14 protein-coding genes are annotated in these 16,016 nt (G+C 72.2%); 4 read left to right on the top strand and 10 right to left on the bottom strand.

Annotation, left to right across the window (positions count from 1 at the left end; all coding sequences use genetic code 11):
- A complete protein-coding gene (locus GTY58_RS12140; protein ID WP_010983754.1) occupies positions 1–828 on the bottom strand; it encodes an enoyl-CoA hydratase family protein in 828 nt (275 codons plus the stop codon).
- A gap of 295 nt (positions 829–1,123) precedes the next feature.
- Here GTY58_RS12140 and GTY58_RS12145 point away from each other — a divergent pair, with 295 nt between their 5' ends.
- Complete coding sequence (locus tag GTY58_RS12145) at positions 1,124–1,579, top strand: ATP-binding protein (RefSeq protein ID WP_037652223.1); 456 nt, start codon at positions 1,124–1,126, stop codon at positions 1,577–1,579.
- Here the strand turns inward: GTY58_RS12145 and GTY58_RS12150 are convergent.
- The 3 genes from GTY58_RS12150 to GTY58_RS12160 all read right to left on the bottom strand — a co-directional run bounded on the left by GTY58_RS12150 (position 1,539) and on the right by GTY58_RS12160 (position 5,524).
- Entirely contained in the window at positions 1,539–2,981 is a 1,443-nt protein-coding gene (locus GTY58_RS12150) for an amino acid permease (protein WP_010983756.1), read from the bottom strand. The two genes, GTY58_RS12145 and GTY58_RS12150, sit on opposite strands and share 41 nt — an antisense overlap.
- Before the next feature lie 196 nt (positions 2,982–3,177).
- Complete coding sequence (argF, locus tag GTY58_RS12155; protein WP_010983757.1) at positions 3,178–4,185, bottom strand: ornithine carbamoyltransferase; 1,008 nt, start codon at positions 4,183–4,185, stop codon at positions 3,178–3,180.
- A gap of 109 nt (positions 4,186–4,294) precedes the next feature.
- Positions 4,295–5,524: an arginine deiminase gene (locus GTY58_RS12160; RefSeq protein WP_010983758.1), complete on the bottom strand. Its 1,230-nt coding sequence runs from the start codon at positions 5,522–5,524 to the stop codon at positions 4,295–4,297.
- 138 nt (positions 5,525–5,662) lie between these two features.
- Here GTY58_RS12160 and GTY58_RS12165 point away from each other — a divergent pair, with 138 nt between their 5' ends.
- Both GTY58_RS12165 and GTY58_RS12170 read left to right on the top strand, forming a co-directional pair.
- Entirely contained in the window at positions 5,663–6,685 is a 1,023-nt protein-coding gene (locus GTY58_RS12165) for an SPFH domain-containing protein (RefSeq protein ID WP_010983759.1), read from the top strand.
- Complete coding sequence (locus GTY58_RS12170; RefSeq protein ID WP_010983760.1) at positions 6,682–7,575, top strand: inorganic polyphosphate/ATP-NAD kinase; 894 nt, start codon at positions 6,682–6,684, stop codon at positions 7,573–7,575. The genes GTY58_RS12165 and GTY58_RS12170 overlap by 4 nt, the downstream gene beginning before the upstream one ends.
- Before the next feature lie 408 nt (positions 7,576–7,983).
- Here the strand turns inward: GTY58_RS12170 and GTY58_RS12175 are convergent, their stop codons facing one another.
- Both GTY58_RS12175 and GTY58_RS12180 read right to left on the bottom strand, forming a co-directional pair.
- On the bottom strand, positions 7,984–10,512 hold the full coding sequence (locus tag GTY58_RS12175; RefSeq protein WP_107083195.1) for a polynucleotide kinase-phosphatase: 2,529 nt from the start codon (positions 10,510–10,512) through the stop codon (positions 7,984–7,986).
- A gap of 14 nt (positions 10,513–10,526) precedes the next feature.
- Positions 10,527–12,014: a 3' terminal RNA ribose 2'-O-methyltransferase Hen1 gene (locus GTY58_RS12180; RefSeq protein ID WP_010983762.1), complete on the bottom strand. Its 1,488-nt coding sequence runs from the start codon at positions 12,012–12,014 to the stop codon at positions 10,527–10,529.
- 163 nt (positions 12,015–12,177) lie between these two features.
- Here GTY58_RS12180 and GTY58_RS12185 point away from each other — a divergent pair, with 163 nt between their 5' ends.
- Positions 12,178–13,104, top strand: a complete 927-nt coding sequence (locus GTY58_RS12185; RefSeq protein WP_010983763.1) for an LLM class F420-dependent oxidoreductase — start codon at positions 12,178–12,180, stop codon at positions 13,102–13,104.
- A 77-nt stretch (positions 13,105–13,181) separates the two neighbouring features.
- Here GTY58_RS12185 and GTY58_RS12190 read toward each other — a convergent pair whose 3' ends face one another.
- From GTY58_RS12190 to GTY58_RS12205, 4 genes are all read right to left on the bottom strand, one after another.
- The gene (locus GTY58_RS12190) at positions 13,182–13,643 is read right to left on the bottom strand and encodes a DUF6099 family protein (RefSeq protein ID WP_010983764.1); all 462 of its coding nucleotides are present in this window, start codon (positions 13,641–13,643) and stop codon (positions 13,182–13,184) included.
- Between the two features lie 191 nt (positions 13,644–13,834).
- Positions 13,835–14,167 (bottom strand): nucleotide pyrophosphohydrolase, encoded by a 333-nt coding sequence (locus tag GTY58_RS12195; protein WP_010983765.1) that lies wholly within the window; start codon positions 14,165–14,167, stop codon positions 13,835–13,837.
- The gene (locus GTY58_RS12200; RefSeq protein ID WP_010983766.1) at positions 14,164–15,381 is read right to left on the bottom strand and encodes a hypothetical protein; all 1,218 of its coding nucleotides are present in this window, start codon (positions 15,379–15,381) and stop codon (positions 14,164–14,166) included. Before GTY58_RS12200 ends, GTY58_RS12195 begins: the two co-directional genes overlap by 4 nt.
- A 101-nt stretch (positions 15,382–15,482) precedes the next feature.
- Positions 15,483–15,872: a cell division protein SepF gene (locus tag GTY58_RS12205; RefSeq protein ID WP_037652219.1), complete on the bottom strand. Its 390-nt coding sequence runs from the start codon at positions 15,870–15,872 to the stop codon at positions 15,483–15,485.
- Between the last annotated feature and the right edge of the window lie 144 nt (positions 15,873–16,016).

Below are 16,016 nucleotides of genomic sequence, written 5' to 3' on the forward strand. Positions count from 1 at the left end.
CTATCGCCCCTGCCACTTCGGCGGCCGCTTCTCGGTGAAGGCCGCGTGGAACTCGGCGTAGTCCGCGCCGTTCATCAGCAGCGCCTGGGTCGCGGCGTCGAGTTCGACGGAGGCGGCGAGCGGCATGTCCAGCTCGGCGGTGAGCAGGGCCTTCGTCTGGGCGTACGCGAGCGCGGGGCCCTCGGCGAGCCGGCGGGCCAGGGTCCGGGCGGCGTCGTCGGCGTGGCCCTCGTCGGTCAGCTCGCTGATCAGCCCGATGCGTTCGGCCTCGGGCGCGCGGACCGGTTCGCCGAGCATGAGGAGCCGGGTGGCGTGGCCGAGTCCGACGACCCGGGGCAGCAGATAGGCGGCGCCCATGTCGCCGCCGGACAGTCCGACGCGGGTGAAGAGGAAGGCGAAGCGCGCGGAGGGGTCGGCCACCCGGAAGTCGGCGGCCAGGGCGAGCACGGCCCCGGCTCCCGCGGCCACCCCGTGCACGGCCGCGATCACCGGGAACGGGCACTCGCGCACCGCCCGCACCACCTGGCCGGTCATCCGGTTGAAGTCGAGGAGCTGGGCGGTATCCATGGCCAGGGTCGCGCCGATGATCTCGTCGACGTCGCCGCCGGAGCAGAAGCCGCGCCCCTCACCGGCCAGCACCAGGGCACGTACGGACTTCTCGCGGGACAGCTCGGCGAGCAGGTCGCGCAGATCGGCGTAGGCGCCGAAGGTGAGCGCGTTGAGCTTCTCGGGGCGGGCCAGGGTGACGGTGGCGACCCCGTCCGCGATCTCGACCCCGAGGTGTTTCCAGTCGGGGGTGCGGGCGGCGGAACCGGTGAAGGGACTCATGACGTGCGGCCTCCTCGGGCGGGGGCGGCTGTCGGTGCCGGACTCTCCTCGAAGTTATCACTGATTTGTGACTGTCGTCACGACCGCGCGATAGCTGTGTCCCGGCGTGCCGGACGCCGTCACCGAGTCACGGCTTCTCGATAGCCCGGTAACGGCGGGCACAGCCGGGCGCGGCGGGTCGTTCGCGTGGGTACGCCGTCGGTGGCGGGGCGAAGGTTCCGCTGCGGGCCCGGCGAGCACCTCTGTCCGGGTGCGCCGTACCATTCCTGATGTTGAAAGCAGGACAGCCTGCTCCATGAACGGACCGACCTTGCACGAGCCCCCCACCCCGCCGGCCTCCTGGCGCGTCGCGCTGCCGCACACCGCCGCGGCCGTGCCCGTCGCCCGCGCCCTGGTCCGCTCGGCGCTGGCCGAGCTGAAGCACTCGGCCGACAGCGACACCGCGGAGCTGCTCACCGCCGAGCTGGTGGCCAATGCCGTGGAACACACCGCGGGCGAGGGCCCGATCGAGCTGGTGGTCGAGCTGCTGCCGACCGGCTGCCAGGTCGAGGTGCACGACCCCGACCCGGCCCCGCCGGGCAACCTCACGGTCCCCGGCCCCCGCGAGGAGCCCGACCCCTGGCAGGAACACGGGCGCGGCCTCCTGCTGATCCGCGCCCTCAGCTCCGCCTGCGGCCATCGCCCCACGGGCTCGGGCAAGGCGGTGTGGTTCAGACTGCCTGTGATACCGCCTCAGCGTCGGTTCGCGTAGCGGCCGCCGACTTCGCCAGCCGGGAGTTGCGACGCCCGTAGAGCGCGTACACCAGGCAGCCCGCCGCCAGGAAGGCGGCGAACTGGATCCAGGTCGTCCAGCCCGTCTCGTACATCAGATAGAGGCAGAAGCCGACGCCGAGCACCGGTATCACGGGGTAGAGCGGCACCCGGAAGCTGCGGGTGAGGCCCGGCTCGCGGCGCCTGAGCGCGATCACCGTGACATTGACCACGGCCATGATCGCGAGCGTGCCGATGGTGCACAGGTTGACCACCGCGTCGAGCGACGCGAAGGCCGCCGGGACCGCGAAGACGAGCGCGACGAGCAGCGTGCCGGTGACCGGCGTCGAGGTCTTCGGCGAGACCCGCTCGAAGACGCGGGGCACGAGTCCGTCGCGGGCCATGGACATCAGGATGCGGGTCTGGCCGTACATCACCGCGAGCACCACCGAGGCGATGGCGACGACCGCGCCGAAGGCGATGACCGCGCCGCCGGCCGTGGAGCCGGTGACCTCGTTGACGACGTACGACAGCGCGGCGGGCCGACCGCCGACCTGGTCGCCGCCGATGGCACCGATCGCGGCGAGTGCCACCGCGCAGTACAGGAGGGTGGCCAGGCCGAGGCAGACGAGGATCGCGATCGGGATGTCGCGGCGCGGGTTCCTGGCCTCCTCGCCGGCCGTGGTGATCGCGTCGAAGCCGATGTACGAGAAGAACGCGGCGGTGGTGCCCGCGCCGATGCCGCCGAGACCGGCGGGCGAGAACGGGGTGAGGTTGCCGTCCTTGAAGGCGCTGAACCCGATGGCGCAGAAGACGACCAGGATGGCGAGCTTCAGCACGGCCATGGCGGCGGTGGCCCGGGCGCTCTCGCGCACACCACGCACCAGGAGGACCGAGGCGAGGGCGATCACGACGACGGCGGGGAGATTGATCACTCCGCCGTCGCCGGGGCCCGCGGACAGCGCGGCGGGCAGCTCCAGGCCGGTGAGACTGTCCAGGAGTTCGTTGACGTACTGACTCCAGCCGACCGCCACGGCCGAGACGGACACGCCGTACTCGAGCAGCAGACACCAGCCGACGAGAAAGGCCGTGCGCTCGCCGAGGCCCGCGTAGGCGAAGGAGTACGAGGACCCGGAGACCGGGATCGCGCCGCCCAGCTCCGCGAAGGCGAAGGCGGTGAAGACGCAGGTGATCGCGGCGAGAACGAAGGAGACCACGACGGCGGGGCCGGCCTGGGCGACCGAGTCGGACAGGCCGACGAAGATGCCGGTGCCGACGATGGCGCCGACGCCGAAGCAGATGAGCTGGAAGAGGCCCATGGTGCGCTTGAGGCCATGGCCTTCGAGGTCGGCGCCGGATTCGGCGACGAGCAGCTCGGGGGACTTGATGCGAAGTGCGGGCATGGCGCGGTGGTGCTCTTTCCGGTGGTGCGGGTGCGACCAGAGGGGTGCCCCCGCCCGGGCGGAGCCGGGAGCTTGGGGGAAAGTCGCGCGACGGGCCGCGGAAGGGATGGCTCCGGGCCCGCCGAGGATCGTACGGGAATCAGGTCCCGCGAGGTGCCCGAGGTGACAGGCGTCGCACGACAGGTGCGGCCGTGGCTCAGGCGAGGGTGGCGACCAGGACCGCCTTGATGGTGTGCATCCGGTTCTCCGCCTCGTCGAAGACGACCGAGTGCGCGGACTCGAAGACCTCGTCGGTGACTTCGAGGGAGGTCAGCCCGTGCCGCGCGTGGATCTCACGGCCGATGTCGGTGCCGAGGTCGTGGAAGGCCGGCAGGCAGTGCAGGAACTTCACGTCGTCGTTGCCGGTGGCGCGCAGCACGTCCATCGTCACGGCGTAGGGGCCGAGCAGCCCTATGCGCTCGTCCCAGACCTCCTTGGGCTCCCCCATCGACACCCAGACGTCGGTGGCGACGAAGTCCGCGCCGCGCACGCCCTCCTTCACGTCCTCGGTGAGCGTGATGCGGGCGCCGGACGCGACGGCGAGCTGCTGAGCCACCTCGACGATCGTCTCGTCGGGCCACAGCAGCCGGGGCGCGACGATCCGGACGTCCATGCCGAGCAGGGCGCCCGTGACGAGGTAGGAGTTGCCCATGTTGTAGCGGGCGTCGCCGAGGTAGGCGTAGGCGATCTCGGTCAGCGGCTTGTCGCTGTGCTCGGTCATGGTGAGCGCGTCGGCGAGCATCTGGGTGGGGTGCCACTCGTCGGTGAGGCCGTTGTAGACAGGGACTCCGGCGTGCGCGGCGAGCTCCTCGACGACGCCCTGGCCGTGGCCGCGATACTCGATGCCGTCGAACATGCGACCGAGTACGCGTGCCGTGTCCTTGACCGACTCCTTGTGCCCGATCTGCGAGCCCGCCGGGTCGAGGTACGTCGTGGAGGCACCCTGGTCGGCCGCGGCCACCTCGAACGCGCAGCGCGTACGCGTCGACGTCTTCTCGAACACGAGCGCGATGTTGCGGCCCCGCAGATACAGCGTCTCCGTCCGGGCCTTCTTGGCGGCCTTCAGCTCGGCGGCCAGCTCGAGCAGCCCGCGGAACTCCTCCGCGGTGAAATCCAGCTCCTTGAGGAAATGGCGGCCGGCGAGGGCGGTCGGGACTGTCGCCATGGGGGCGCTCCAGGGTTAACAGGGGGACGAGGACGAAGACGCGTGGAAGTCTATACGACATCCCACATTTCTATGCGGACGGGCTTTCGGGCCGCCCCGGCCGGCGGCGCTACCCGGGCACGGCGTCCCGCTCCACCGGACAGCTCATACAGCGCGGCCCGCCGCGCCCCCGCCCCAGTTCGCTGCCCGGGATCTCTATCACCTCGATGCCCTGCTTGCGCAGATGCGTGTTGGTGGTCGAGTTGCGCTCGTACGCGACCACGACGCCCGGCTCGACCGCGAGGACGTTGCAGCCGTCGTCCCACTGTTCGCGCTCGGCCGCGTGCACGTCCTGCGTGGCGGTCAGGACGCGGATCTCACCGAGCCCGAGCGCGGCGGCGATCGCGCGGTGCATGTGCTCCGGCGGGTGGTCGGTGACCTTCAGCTCCTTCTCCCCGACGCCCGGCTCGATGGTGTACGAGCGGAGCATGCCGAGCCCCGCGTACTGGGTGAAGGTGTCGCCGTCGACCATCGTCATCACGGTGTCCAGGTGCATGAACGCCCGCCGCTTGGGCATGTCGAGCGCCACGATGGTGCGCGCGGACCCGGCCGCGAACAGCTTGTGCGCGAGCATCTCGACGGCCTGCGGCGTCGTCCGCTCGCTCATGCCGATGAGCACGGCGCCGTTGCCGATGACGAGGACGTCCCCGCCCTCGATGGTGCAGGGGTAGTCCGCCTGCCCTTCGGACCAGACATGGAAGGCCTCGTCCCGGAAGAGCGGGTGGTGCCGGTAGATCGCCTCGAAGTGCACGGTTTCACGCTGCCGCGCGGGCCAGCGCATGGCGTTGATGGAGACCCCGTCGTAGATCCAGGCGGAGGTGTCCCGGGTGAAGAGGTGGTTGGGCAGCGGACCGAGCAGGAAGTCGTCGAGGTCCATCACATGGAAGCGCACGGAGACGGGCTCGGGGTGCGCCTCCAGGAACTCCCGCTTGGTCATGCCGCCGACCAGCGCGGCGGCCAGGTCCGGGGCGGGCAGGGTCTCGAAGGCGGCCCGCAGATGGTCGGTGGCGAGCGGCCCGTACTCCTTCTCGTCGAAGACCCGGTCCAGCACGAGCGTCCTGGCGGCCGGGATGTCCAGCGCCTCGGTGAGCAGGTCGCCGAAGAGGTGGACGGCGACACCGCGGTCGCGCAGCACGTCCGCGAACCCGTCGTGCTCCGCGCGGGCCCGGCGCACCCACAGCACGTCGTCGAAGAGGAGGGCGTCCTTGTTGCTGGGGGTGAGCCTTTTGAGCTCGAGATCAGGCCGGTGCAGGATGACGCGGCGCAGCCGCCCGGCTTCGGAGTCGACATGCAGTCCCATGCCTCCATCCTGACCATTCGGGCGCGTGTTCACCCGTCGGTTGTGAGGACCCGCAGCACTTGATTTCGTCCCCTTGACGATAACCGGCATGAACGATTATCGTCGTAGTGACGAAAATACGGAGGGGGTCCACCACACATGGCCGACATCACCCGGCGCTTCGGCTGGCGCCATCTGCGCGGCGCACCGACCGCCCATGTCCGGCACCAGCGGGCGGGACGGCTGGTGCACGACGGGCCCGGGCTCAGCTTCTGGTACCGCTCCCTGACCGCCGCGCTCTCCGAGATCCCGGTGGACGACCGCGAGCTGGCCATGACGTTCCACGCCCGTACGTCCGACTTCCAGGACGTGGCGGTGCAGGCGACCGTGACCTACCGGATCAGCGATCCTGGCGTCGCCGCCGCGCGGCTCGACTTCTCCGTCGACCCCGACACGGGCGTGTGGCGCGGCGCACCGCTGGAGCAGCTGGCGACGCTGCTGACCGAGACGGCACAGCAGCACGCGCTGGACGTCCTGGCCCGTACGCCGCTGTCGGCGGCGCTGGTCGACGGGGTCGCGGCGGTACGGGACCGGGTCGCCGCCGGGCTCGCGGCCGAGCCTCGGCTGCCCGCGACCGGCATCGAGGTGGTCGCCGTCCGCGTCGTGGCGCTGCGTCCCGAGCCCGAGGTGGAGCGGGCGCTGCGCACCCCGGCCCGTGAGCAGATCCAGCAGGAGGCGGACCGGGCGACGTACGAGCGCCGTGCCGTGGCGGTGGAGCGCGAGCGTGCGATCGCGGAGAACGAGCTGGCCAGCCAGATCGAACTCGCCCGCCGCGAGGAGCAGTTGGTCGACCAGCGGGGCACGAACGCCCGCCGCGAGGCGGAGGAGCACGCGGCGGCGGACGCCGTGCGCGCGGAGGCGGAGGCCGCCCGCACCGTGCGGCTGGCCAAGGCCGAGGCGCAGGCCGCGCGCGAGGTCGGGGAGGCGCGGGCGCGCGCACAGGCGGCGTGGCTGCACGTGCACGCGGAGGTGGACGTGGCGACGCTGCACGCCCTGACGGGGACGCGGCTCGCGGAGAATCTGCCGCGGATCGATAGCGTGACCGTGTCGCCGGACGTGGTGACAGGACTGCTGTCCCGGCTCGGCGCGGCCGCGGGCGGGCCCTCGGGAGAACCGGCGTGAGTCTCGCGCCGAGGGTCGTGCTGGTCCATCGCACCACGGAGTACGAGGAGTTGGTGGCCCGGCACGGCACACCCGGTCAGGCCGCCTTCTTCCTGGCCTCGCGCGGGCGGAGCGTCGACGAGGTGGCCGAGCGGCACCGGCGGGCCCGCCGGGCGTGGGCCGAGGTGGTGGCGGCGGTGCCGCTGACGTGGCGTCAGGCCCGGGTGGAGCGACGGGACCTGGACCGGTTCCTGTTCGCCCCGGAGGACGTGGTGGTCGTGGTCGGGCAGGACGGGCTGGTGGCGAACGTGGCCAAGTACCTCGCCGGACAGCCGGTGGTGGGGATCGACGCGGACCCGGGACGCAACCCCGGGGTGCTGGTGCGGCACCGGCCCGGTGACGCGGCGGCGCTGCTCGCGTCGGCGCGCAGCGGTCACGCCGACGAGCTGACGATGGTCGAGGCGGTCGCGGACGACACCCAGCGGCTGCTCGCGCTGAACGAGATCTATCTGGGAGCGGCGGGTCATCAGACGGCCCGCTACCGCCTGGGGCTCGACGAGTACGGGGGTGCCGTCGAGCCCCAGGCGTCATCGGGGGTGCTCATCGGTACCGGGACCGGGGCGACGGGATGGATCCGCTCGGTGTGGCAGGAGCGGGGCGAAGGACTGCCGTTGCCGGCGCCCGTCGAGGACCGCCTGGTGTGGTTCGTCCGCGAGGCGTGGCCGTCGCCGGCCACCGGCACGTCGCTGGTTGCCGGTGAACTCACCGCGTCCGCCCGGCTGTCGGTGACCGTCGAGTCGGACCGGCTCATCGCCTTCGGGGACGGCATGGAGGGTGACGCGCTGGAACTGACGTGGGGGCAGACGGTGCGACTCGGGGTGGCGGCGGTCAGGCTGCGGTTGGTGGGGTGAGGCGCGGGGGCCGTGGGCCGCAGACACCGAGGGACCGAGGACGCCAACAGGCACCGAGGGGCCGGGGCCGCAGACACCCGCGGACCGCAGGCACCCGGGGCCACAAGCCACAGGCCCGAGGCCCCAGAAGCCACAGCACCCGGCGCCGCAGGGACCGAGGGCCCACGGACCGCAAACACCCAGGGCCGCGAGCCACGGGCCCGAGGCGCCGGAGGCCGCAGGCGTGCGGACGCGGGCCACAGGCACCGAGACACCACAGCCCACAAACACCCGCGGGCCGCAGACGCCCGAGCCGAAGGCCACAGGCGCCGAGAGGCCGGGGGCCGCAGGCGCCCGCGGGCCGGAGGCCGCAGGCGCTGGGCGCTGTAGGGGGCCGGGGCATCCCGGCCCCCTACAGCGCCCGTTCGTTCACAGGCGTGGGTCCACCGGCTCCGACTCCAGTGCCAGCACCCCGAACACCGCCTCGTGCACGCGCCACAGCGGCTCGCCCTCCGCCAGCCGGTCCAGGGCCTCCAGGCCCAGCGCGTACTCCCGGATCGCCAGCGACCGCTTGTGGTTCAGGAACCGCCCGCGCAGCCGTGCGAGGTTCTCGGGCCGCGTGTACTCCGGACCGTAGATGATCCGCAGGTACTCCCGCCCCCGGCACTTGATGCCGGGCTGCACCAGCCGCCCCTGCTCACCGCGTACCACCGCGCCCGCCGGCTTGACGACCATGCCCTCACCACCGCGCCCGGTCATCTCCAGCCACCAGTCGACGCCGGCCTGCACCGACTCCGGGTCGCCCGTGTCGACGAAGAGCCGTCGGGTGGTCCCCAGCAGCCCGCTCGCGTCGTGCTCGACGAGCCGGTCGAGCAGCGCGAGCTGCTCCTCGTGCGGCACGGCGGCGAGACTGCGGCCCTGGACGGCAAGGATCTGGAACGGCGCGAGGCGCACACCCTCCAGCCCGTCCGTCGCCCAGCAGTACCGCCGGTACGCGTCCGTGAACGCGGCCGCGTCCGCGGCCCGTTCGCGCTGCCTGGCCAGCAGCTCCCCGACGTCGACACCGCGCGCCGCCGCCCCCTCGAGCGCGGCCAGCGCCCCCGGGAACACCGCCCCGGACGCGGCGCCGACCGCCGCGTACTGCGTACGGAGCAGCCCGGACGCCTTCAGCGACCACGGCATCAGCTCGGCGTCCAGCAGAACCCAGTCGGTCTCCAGCTCCTCCCACAGACCCGCCGCGCCGACGGCCTCCCGCACCCGGCCGAGGATCTCCTCGGTCCTGTCCGCGTCGTCGAAGAAGGGGCGCCCGGTGCGCGTGTACAGCGACCCGGTGGGCCCGTCGGTCCCGAAGCGCTCGCGTGCCGCCTCCGCGTTCCGGCACACCAGCGCCACCGCCCGCGACCCCATGTGCTTCTCCTCGCACACGACCCGCGCGACCCCGTCCTGCCGGTACTGCGCGAAGGCCTCGGCCGGGTGCTCCAGGTAACCGTCCCGGTGCGAGGTCGCGGTCGGTGCCATGGTCGGCGGCAGGTACGGCAGCAGACGCGGGTCCACCGCGAAGCGGCTCATGACCTCCAGGGCGGCCGCCGCGTTCTCCTCGCGCACCGACACCCGGCCCGCGTGCCGGGTCTCGACGACCCTGCGGCCGCGCACGTCCGCCAGGTCGAGCGGACGGCCCTCGTGCCCGCCGGGCGCCTCGGTGGCCAGCGGCTTGGCCGGCTCGTACCAGACCCGCTCCGCCGGTACGTCGACCAGCTCGCGTTCCGGCCAGCGCAGCGCGGTGAGCTTGCCGCCGAAGACGGCGCCGGTGTCCAGGCAGATCGTGTTGTTCAGCCAGGTGGCCTGGGGAACGGGCGTGTGCCCGTAGACGACCGCCGCCCGGCCCCGGTAGTCCTCGGCCCACGGATAGCGCACCGGCAGACCGAACTCGTCGGTCTCCCCGGTCGTGTCGCCGTACAGCGCGTGCGACCGCACCCGGCCGGAGGTACGGCCGTGGTACTTCTCGGGCAGCCCGGCGTGGCAGACGACGAGCCGGCCGCCGTCGAGGACGTAGTGGCTGACCAGGCCGTCGATGAACTCCCGCACCTGGGTACGGAACTCCTCGCTCTCGCCTTCCATCTGCTCGACCGTCTCGGCCAGGCCGTGCGTGTGCTGGACCTTGCGGCCCTTGAGGTGACGGCCGTACTTGTTCTCGTGGTTGCCGGGCACGCACAGCGCGTTGCCCGAGCCGACCATGGACATCACGCGGCGCAGGACGCCGGGGCTGTCCGGGCCGCGGTCGACGAGGTCGCCGACGAACACGGCCGTACGGCCCTCGGGGTGCACGCCGTCGGCGTAACCCAGCTTGCCGAGCAGCGACTCCAGTTCGGCGGCACAGCCGTGGATGTCGCCGATGATGTCGAAGGGGCCAGTGAGGTGGGTGAGGTCGTTGAAGCGCTTCTCGGTGACCACCGAGGCGTTCTCGATCTCCTCCACACCCCGCAGGACGTGCACCTTCCTGAAGCCCTCGCGCTCCAGGTGCCGCAGGGAACGGCGGAGTTCACGCGTGTGCCGCTGAATGACCCGGCGCGGCATGTCCGCCCGGTCGGTGCGCGCCGCGTTGCGTTCCGCGCACACCTCCTCGGGCACGTCGAGCACGATCGCGATGGGCAGCACGTCGTGCTTCCTGGCCAGTTCGATCAGCTGGCTGCGGCTCTCCTGCTGCACGCTCGTCGCGTCGACGACCGTACGGCGGCCCGCCGCGAGACGCTTGCCCGCGATGTAGTGCAGGACGTCGAAGGCGTCGCGGCTGGCGCTCTGGTCGTTCTCGTCGTCGGCGACCAGACCCCGGCAGAAGTCGCTGGAGATGATCTCGGTGGGCGTGAAGTGCTTGCGGGCGAAGGTGGACTTGCCCGAGCCGGAGGCGCCGATCAGCACCACGAGAGAGAGGTCGGTCACCGCGAGAGTGCGCGCCTTCATCTGAGTCCCGTTCGTCATGCGGCCTTCTCCTCCTTCGCGGTGGTCGGCGTGTTCGAGTGCGCCGAGGTCATGGAGAACACGGCCATCTGGGTCGGCGGACCCACCTCGGGGTCGTCGGGCCCGACGGGCGTGAACTCCACGTCGTAGCCGTGCCGTTCGGCGACCCGGCGGGCCCAGGCGCGAAACTCCTCACGGGTCCACTCGAAGCGGTGGTCGCCGTGCCGGGAGTGGCCCGCCGGGAGGGTCTCCCAGCGGACGTTGTACTCGACGTTCGGCGTGGTCACGAGCACGGTCCTGGGGCGGGCCGAGCCGAACACCGCGTACTCCAGGGCGGGCAGCCGCGGCAGGTCGAGGTGCTCGATCACCTCGCTGAGCACGGCGGCGTCGTACCCCTTGAGGCGGCTGTCGGTGTACGCGAGCGAGCCCTGGAAGAGGGTGACCCGGGATGCCTGCCGCTCCCCCAGCCGGTCCAGCTTGAGGCGGCGCGCGGCAATGGTCAGCGCGCGCACGGACACGTCGACGCCGACGATCTCGGTGAACCGCACGTCCTTGAGCAGCGCCTGCACCAACTGGCCCTGTCCACAGCCGAGGTCGAGCACCCGTGCGGCACCGGACGCCTGGAGCGCCGCGATGATCGCGTCCCGCCGCCGCACGGCGAGCGGCACCGGCTTCTCCTCGGTGTCCGTCGACTCGTCGACCGCGTTGTCGATCTCCTCGACCTCGCTGTCGTCGGCCTCGGCCAGACGGACGAGTTCGAGGCGGTCCATCGCCTGCCGGGTGAGCGACCAGCGGCGCGCGAGGTACCGGCTGGTGATGAGTTTGTGCTCCGGGTGGTCCGGCAGCCAGCCCTCACCGGCCCGCAGCAGCTTGTCGACCTCGTCCGAGGCGACCCAGTAGTGCTTGGCGTCGTCGAGCACCGGGAGCAGGACATAGAGGTGGCGCAGGGCCTCGGCCAGGGTCAGCTCCGCCGACTCCAGGACCAGGCCCACGTACCGCGAGTCGCCCCACTCCGGGAACGCGGCGTCCAGCGCCACGGGCCGAGCCGTCACCGTCCAGCCGAGCGGCTCGAACAGCGCGCGCACGATGTCCGGGCCGCCGCGGGCGGGCAGCGCGGGCACCTCGATGCGCAGCGGCAGCGGCCGGGCCGGCAGGTCGGGCCTCGCCGCGCAGGTGCCCTTCATCGCGCTGGAGAACACGCTGCTCAGCGCCACGGCGAGCAGCGAGGAGGCCGCGTACGGGCGGTCGTTGACGTACTGCGCGAGCGCGGCGTCGGGGGCGCCGCCCCGGCCCTTGCCCTTGCCGCGCCGGACCAGCGCCACCGCATCCACCTCCAGCAGCAGCGCGGCCGTGCACCGCTCGACGCTCGCCTCGGGGTAGAGAACGTGCGCCGTGCCGTACGAGGTGGAGAACGCCTGCGATTTGTCGGGATGCTTGTGCAGCAGGAAACCGAGGTCGGTGGCGGGGCGCTCTGGGGTACCGGTGGCACTGATCGTCAGGAACACATGACCGAGTATGGGCGGTCGGCTCGCCCCCGACCAGGGATTTTCCCCGGACGCGGAGGGCTGGGACGTACCTGCGACACGCCGCCGCCCGCCGTGCGTCCGGTTGCCGGTGCCTACGCGGTTCAGGGCGGGGCGCCTGAGGCGAGCGGTGCATGATGGATACATGGATCTTCGAGTCTTCACAGAACCGCAGCAAGGCGCTACCTACGAGACGCTCCTCCGCGTCGCACAGGCCGCCGAAGACCTCAATTACGACGCTTTCTTCCGCTCTGATCATTACTTGCACATGGGATCCGTCGACGGGCTTCCCGGCCCCACCGACGCGTGGATCACGCTTGCCGGTCTCGCCCGCGAGACGCGCCGCATCCGGCTCGGCACGCTGATGACCGCCGGTACCTTCCGGCTCCCCGGCGTCCTCGCGATCCAGGTCGCCCAGGTCGACCTGATGTCCGGTGGGCGGGTGGAGCTCGGCCTCGGTTCCGGCTGGTACGAGGCCGAGCACGAGGCGTACGGGATCCCGTTCCCGAAGGAGAAGTTCGGCCGGCTGGAGGAGCAGCTCGCCATCGTCACCGGGCTGTGGTCGACGCCCGTCGGCGAGCGGTTCTCCTTCGACGGGACGTACTACCAGCTCAAGGACTCCCCCGCGCTGCCGAAGCCGGCCCAGGGGAAGGTTCCGGTGCTCATCGGCGGCCACGGCGCGAAGCGGACCCCCGCGCTGGCGGCCCGGTACGCGGACGAGTTCAACATTCCCTTCGCGTCCCTCGCTGATACCGAGCAGCAGTTCAACCGGGTGCGTGCCGCCGCCGAGGAGGCCGGCCGCAGGGGCGACGACCTGGTGTACTCCAACGCGCTCGTGGCCTGTGTCGGGAGGAACGACGTCGAGGTGAAGCGCCGGGCGGACGTCATCGGGCGTGATGTCGACGAGCTGAAGGCGAACGGTCTCGCCGGCTCTCCCGCGGAAGTCGTCGAGAAGATCTCCCAGTACCAGGCTGTCGGGTCGCAGCGCATGTACCTGCAGATGCTGGACCTCGACGACCTGGATCAGCTGGAGCTGATCGCCGCCGAGGTCATGCCCCAGCTCGACCGGTAGGTGCCGACAGCTGGTCGCCGACCGGTTGCCGCCGAGGGTTGCCGCCGGCCGGTTGCCGCCGAGGGGAGCGGCCGCGGTCACGGCTGAGGGAGAGCCCCGTCTCTCGCCGCCAGTCTGCGCAGCATCTCCCGTACGCGGTCCCTGGACTCGTCCGCCGCGTCGATGGCCTCCATGCACTGCCAGTACGTCCCCTCGCCGTCCGCCGCGCTGGCGAGGGCGACGAGGGCCATGCCGACCTCGGCGAGGAGGTCGCCGAGGTCGAGGAGGGCCTCACGGGCGTCCCCCAGCTCGGTGAGCTGCGCGGCGCGCAAGTCGGCGACGTCCAGCGACGGCGTGTCGAGGACGCCGCAGCCCCGGCCCGCCAGCTCCGTCAATCCCAGGGCCTCGCCCCGCAGTTCGGGCGGGCCCGACACCGCGAGGCGGCTGCCTATCGCCTGCGCCAGGGCGTACGCCTGCCACGCCTCTGTCATGATCTGCGGCGCCGCGTCGCTCCCCGCCAGGGCGCGCCTGCTCGCCACGATGAGCCGCACCACGTCCATGCGCTGCCCCCGCTCTGTGTCGACGCGCTCTCCACGCGCCCGCCCGAACTCCGTTGTCCACTACCCAGAGTGAATGCCATCGGGACGAAAAGCCAGAGGTAGCCCGAAATCTGTGGACAACAAATCGGCTGGGGACAACTCGATGACTCCGGAGAGTGACGAACGGGCGAGCAGGACCCCGCTCGTCGCCCTCAGTCGGTCCCCGGCACCGGAAACCGCTTCTCGTTGCGGTCGATCTTCGCGTCCAGGGCCGCGAGCGCGTCGATGTCCAGCACCTCGCACAGCTGGAGCAGATACGCCAGCACGTCCGCGACCTCGTCGGTGACGCGGTGGGCCGTGTCCGGGTCGTCCATCACCCGTTCCGACTCCTGCGGGGTCAACCACTGGAAGATCTCCACGAGTTCGGACGCCTCCACGCTGAGCGCGGTCGCCAGGTTCTTGGGGGTGTGGTACGGCTGCCAGTCGCGGGCGGCCGCGAAGTCCGCCAGCCGGCGCTGCAGATGGGCTACGTCCAGTTCCTTCACGCGCTCAGGTCTACCACCGTGACCCCTTCCGCCCCCGCCGCCCAGGACGTATCACTCACCGCGCCCACCAGCCGGATGTGCCCCCGCTCGCACATCCGCGCCGCCAGCCGCACCAGCTCCCGCGCCTGCCGGGGATCCATGCAGCGGTCGAGGCCGTCGGCCAGCACCGTCAGCGTCTGGAGCGCCTGCGGCACCTCGCCGGCCGGGTCGACCTCCAGGACGCCGGGACCGGTGAGCAGGACGAGCGCCAGAGCCGCGTACCGCAACTCGCCGTCGCCCAGCAGCGCCAGTGGCGTACGGGACCCGTCGCCCCGGTCGAGCAGTGCGCGTACCGTGCCGTCGCCTGCCGGTTCCGCCAGCATGTCCTCGACCGGGCCCGCGCATCCCGCGCGCACCGCCTCGACCAGCAGCGCGTGCCGCCGTCCGCACTCCGACCGCGTGCGCCACAGCACATCGGCGAGGTTGGCGCAGCCCGGCAGCAGCCGTCCCGTGCCCAGCGGCGCCGGGGCGCGCATCCGGTGCGGTCGCGGGTCGCAGGCGAAGACCGAGCGCAGCGCGACGACCATCTGCTCGGCGGCCGCCAGCACCCGGCGCTGGCCGTCCGTCTTGCCGGCCACCCGCAGGGGCAGCAGGGCGGTGCCGAGGCGGTCGTCCGGGAGCGGGCCGCGGGTCACGGGCGCGGAGCCCGCCGTGTGCCAGGCCGCCTGCACCACGCGTCGGCCCGGATCGCGCAGCGCCGTCTCCAGCAGAACGAGCCCACCGGAGGTCAGCCGCTCGCCCACGATGCGTGGTACGGGCTCCGCCTGTACGGCGACGTCGAGCCGTACGGGTCCTTCGGGGCCGTCGGTCGTGCAGCCGATCCGGAAGCCGCGCCGCCGCTGGGCGTCGGGGCGGGCCCGCTGCGGCACACAGGCGGCCGGATCCGGGAACGCCGCACCCAGTTCGGCCCCGCCGGCGAGCCGCGCGAGCGCCTCGTACGCCTGGAGGGCGCGCGACTTCCCGCACCCGCTGGGGCCGGTGAAGAGCGTCAGCGGTCCCAGTGGGAAGCCGGCCCGCCGGTGCCCGGCGAAGGCGGACAGGCGCAGCTCCGAGACGTGCGGCCGGTCGGGACGCGGCCCGGCGTCGACGACGGCGCCGGACGCCGGGGACGACAGGGAGGGCTCGAACGAGAGGGGTGCCGGGAGCGACCCGGTCGACAGGGATGACACGGTCATATGCGGACCGTAGGGGGCCGCTGTCGGGCGAACCGTTCCGCCGCCGCGACCTTCCTACGATCGAGCGACCGGCACCGCTGACGGCCGTCCGCCCGGGGTGCTCAGATCCCGGGCACCCCCACCCCCTCCATCAGCCCCTGAACCTCGGTTCCCGGCGGCGTGAGCAGGAACACATTCCGGTCGACCCGGTGCATTCCGCTCGCGAGGCCGAAGACCACGCCCGTGCTGAAGTCCAGCACCCGCTTGGCGACCTCGGTCTCCGCGCTCGTCAGGTCGAGGAGGACCGGGATCCCGCGCATCAGCGTCTCGGCGACGTCACGGGCGTCCGCGAAGATGTTGACCCGCAGGACCACGAAGCGGCGTCGCGCCTCTGTCTGCGCCTCGGGTATCGACCGGTGACCGACCGCGGACGGCCAGGCGTCCCGGCCACGCAAGGGAACGACCTGGGCGAGCCCTTCCCACTGCTCGTCGGTGACATCGTGGCTGTTCACCGGCCCTCCCCGCACTGGCTCGCACTCATTGTCTGCACCGGCCAATTCTTACTCATGGTCACCTGTTCGGCCCAACAGCGACACGGTCCGCGAGCGTCCCGACGGTCACATCGGCCGGATGGCACCCCTCCACCACCACCCTGG

Source organism: Streptomyces sp. SID5469 (assembly GCF_009862865.1).
Lineage (GTDB): Bacteria > Actinomycetota > Actinomycetes > Streptomycetales > Streptomycetaceae > Streptomyces > Streptomyces avermitilis.

Coding starts and splice junctions, on each gene's coding strand:
- GTY58_RS12140 (WP_010983754.1), bottom strand. CDS start 828: ATGAGTCCCTTCACCGGTTCCGCCGCCCGCACCCCCGACTGGAAACAC.
- GTY58_RS12145 (WP_037652223.1), top strand. CDS start 1,124: ATGAACGGACCGACCTTGCACGAGCCCCCCACCCCGCCGGCCTCCTGG.
- GTY58_RS12150 (WP_010983756.1), bottom strand. CDS start 2,981: ATGCCCGCACTTCGCATCAAGTCCCCCGAGCTGCTCGTCGCCGAATCC.
- argF (WP_010983757.1), bottom strand. CDS start 4,185: ATGGCGACAGTCCCGACCGCCCTCGCCGGCCGCCATTTCCTCAAGGAG.
- GTY58_RS12160 (WP_010983758.1), bottom strand. CDS start 5,524: ATGGGACTGCATGTCGACTCCGAAGCCGGGCGGCTGCGCCGCGTCATC.
- GTY58_RS12165 (WP_010983759.1), top strand. CDS start 5,663: ATGGCCGACATCACCCGGCGCTTCGGCTGGCGCCATCTGCGCGGCGCA.
- GTY58_RS12175 (WP_107083195.1), bottom strand. CDS start 10,512: ATGAAGGCGCGCACTCTCGCGGTGACCGACCTCTCTCTCGTGGTGCTG.
- GTY58_RS12185 (WP_010983763.1), top strand. CDS start 12,178: ATGGATCTTCGAGTCTTCACAGAACCGCAGCAAGGCGCTACCTACGAG.
- GTY58_RS12190 (WP_010983764.1), bottom strand. CDS start 13,643: ATGGACGTGGTGCGGCTCATCGTGGCGAGCAGGCGCGCCCTGGCGGGG.
- GTY58_RS12200 (WP_010983766.1), bottom strand. CDS start 15,381: ATGACCGTGTCATCCCTGTCGACCGGGTCGCTCCCGGCACCCCTCTCG.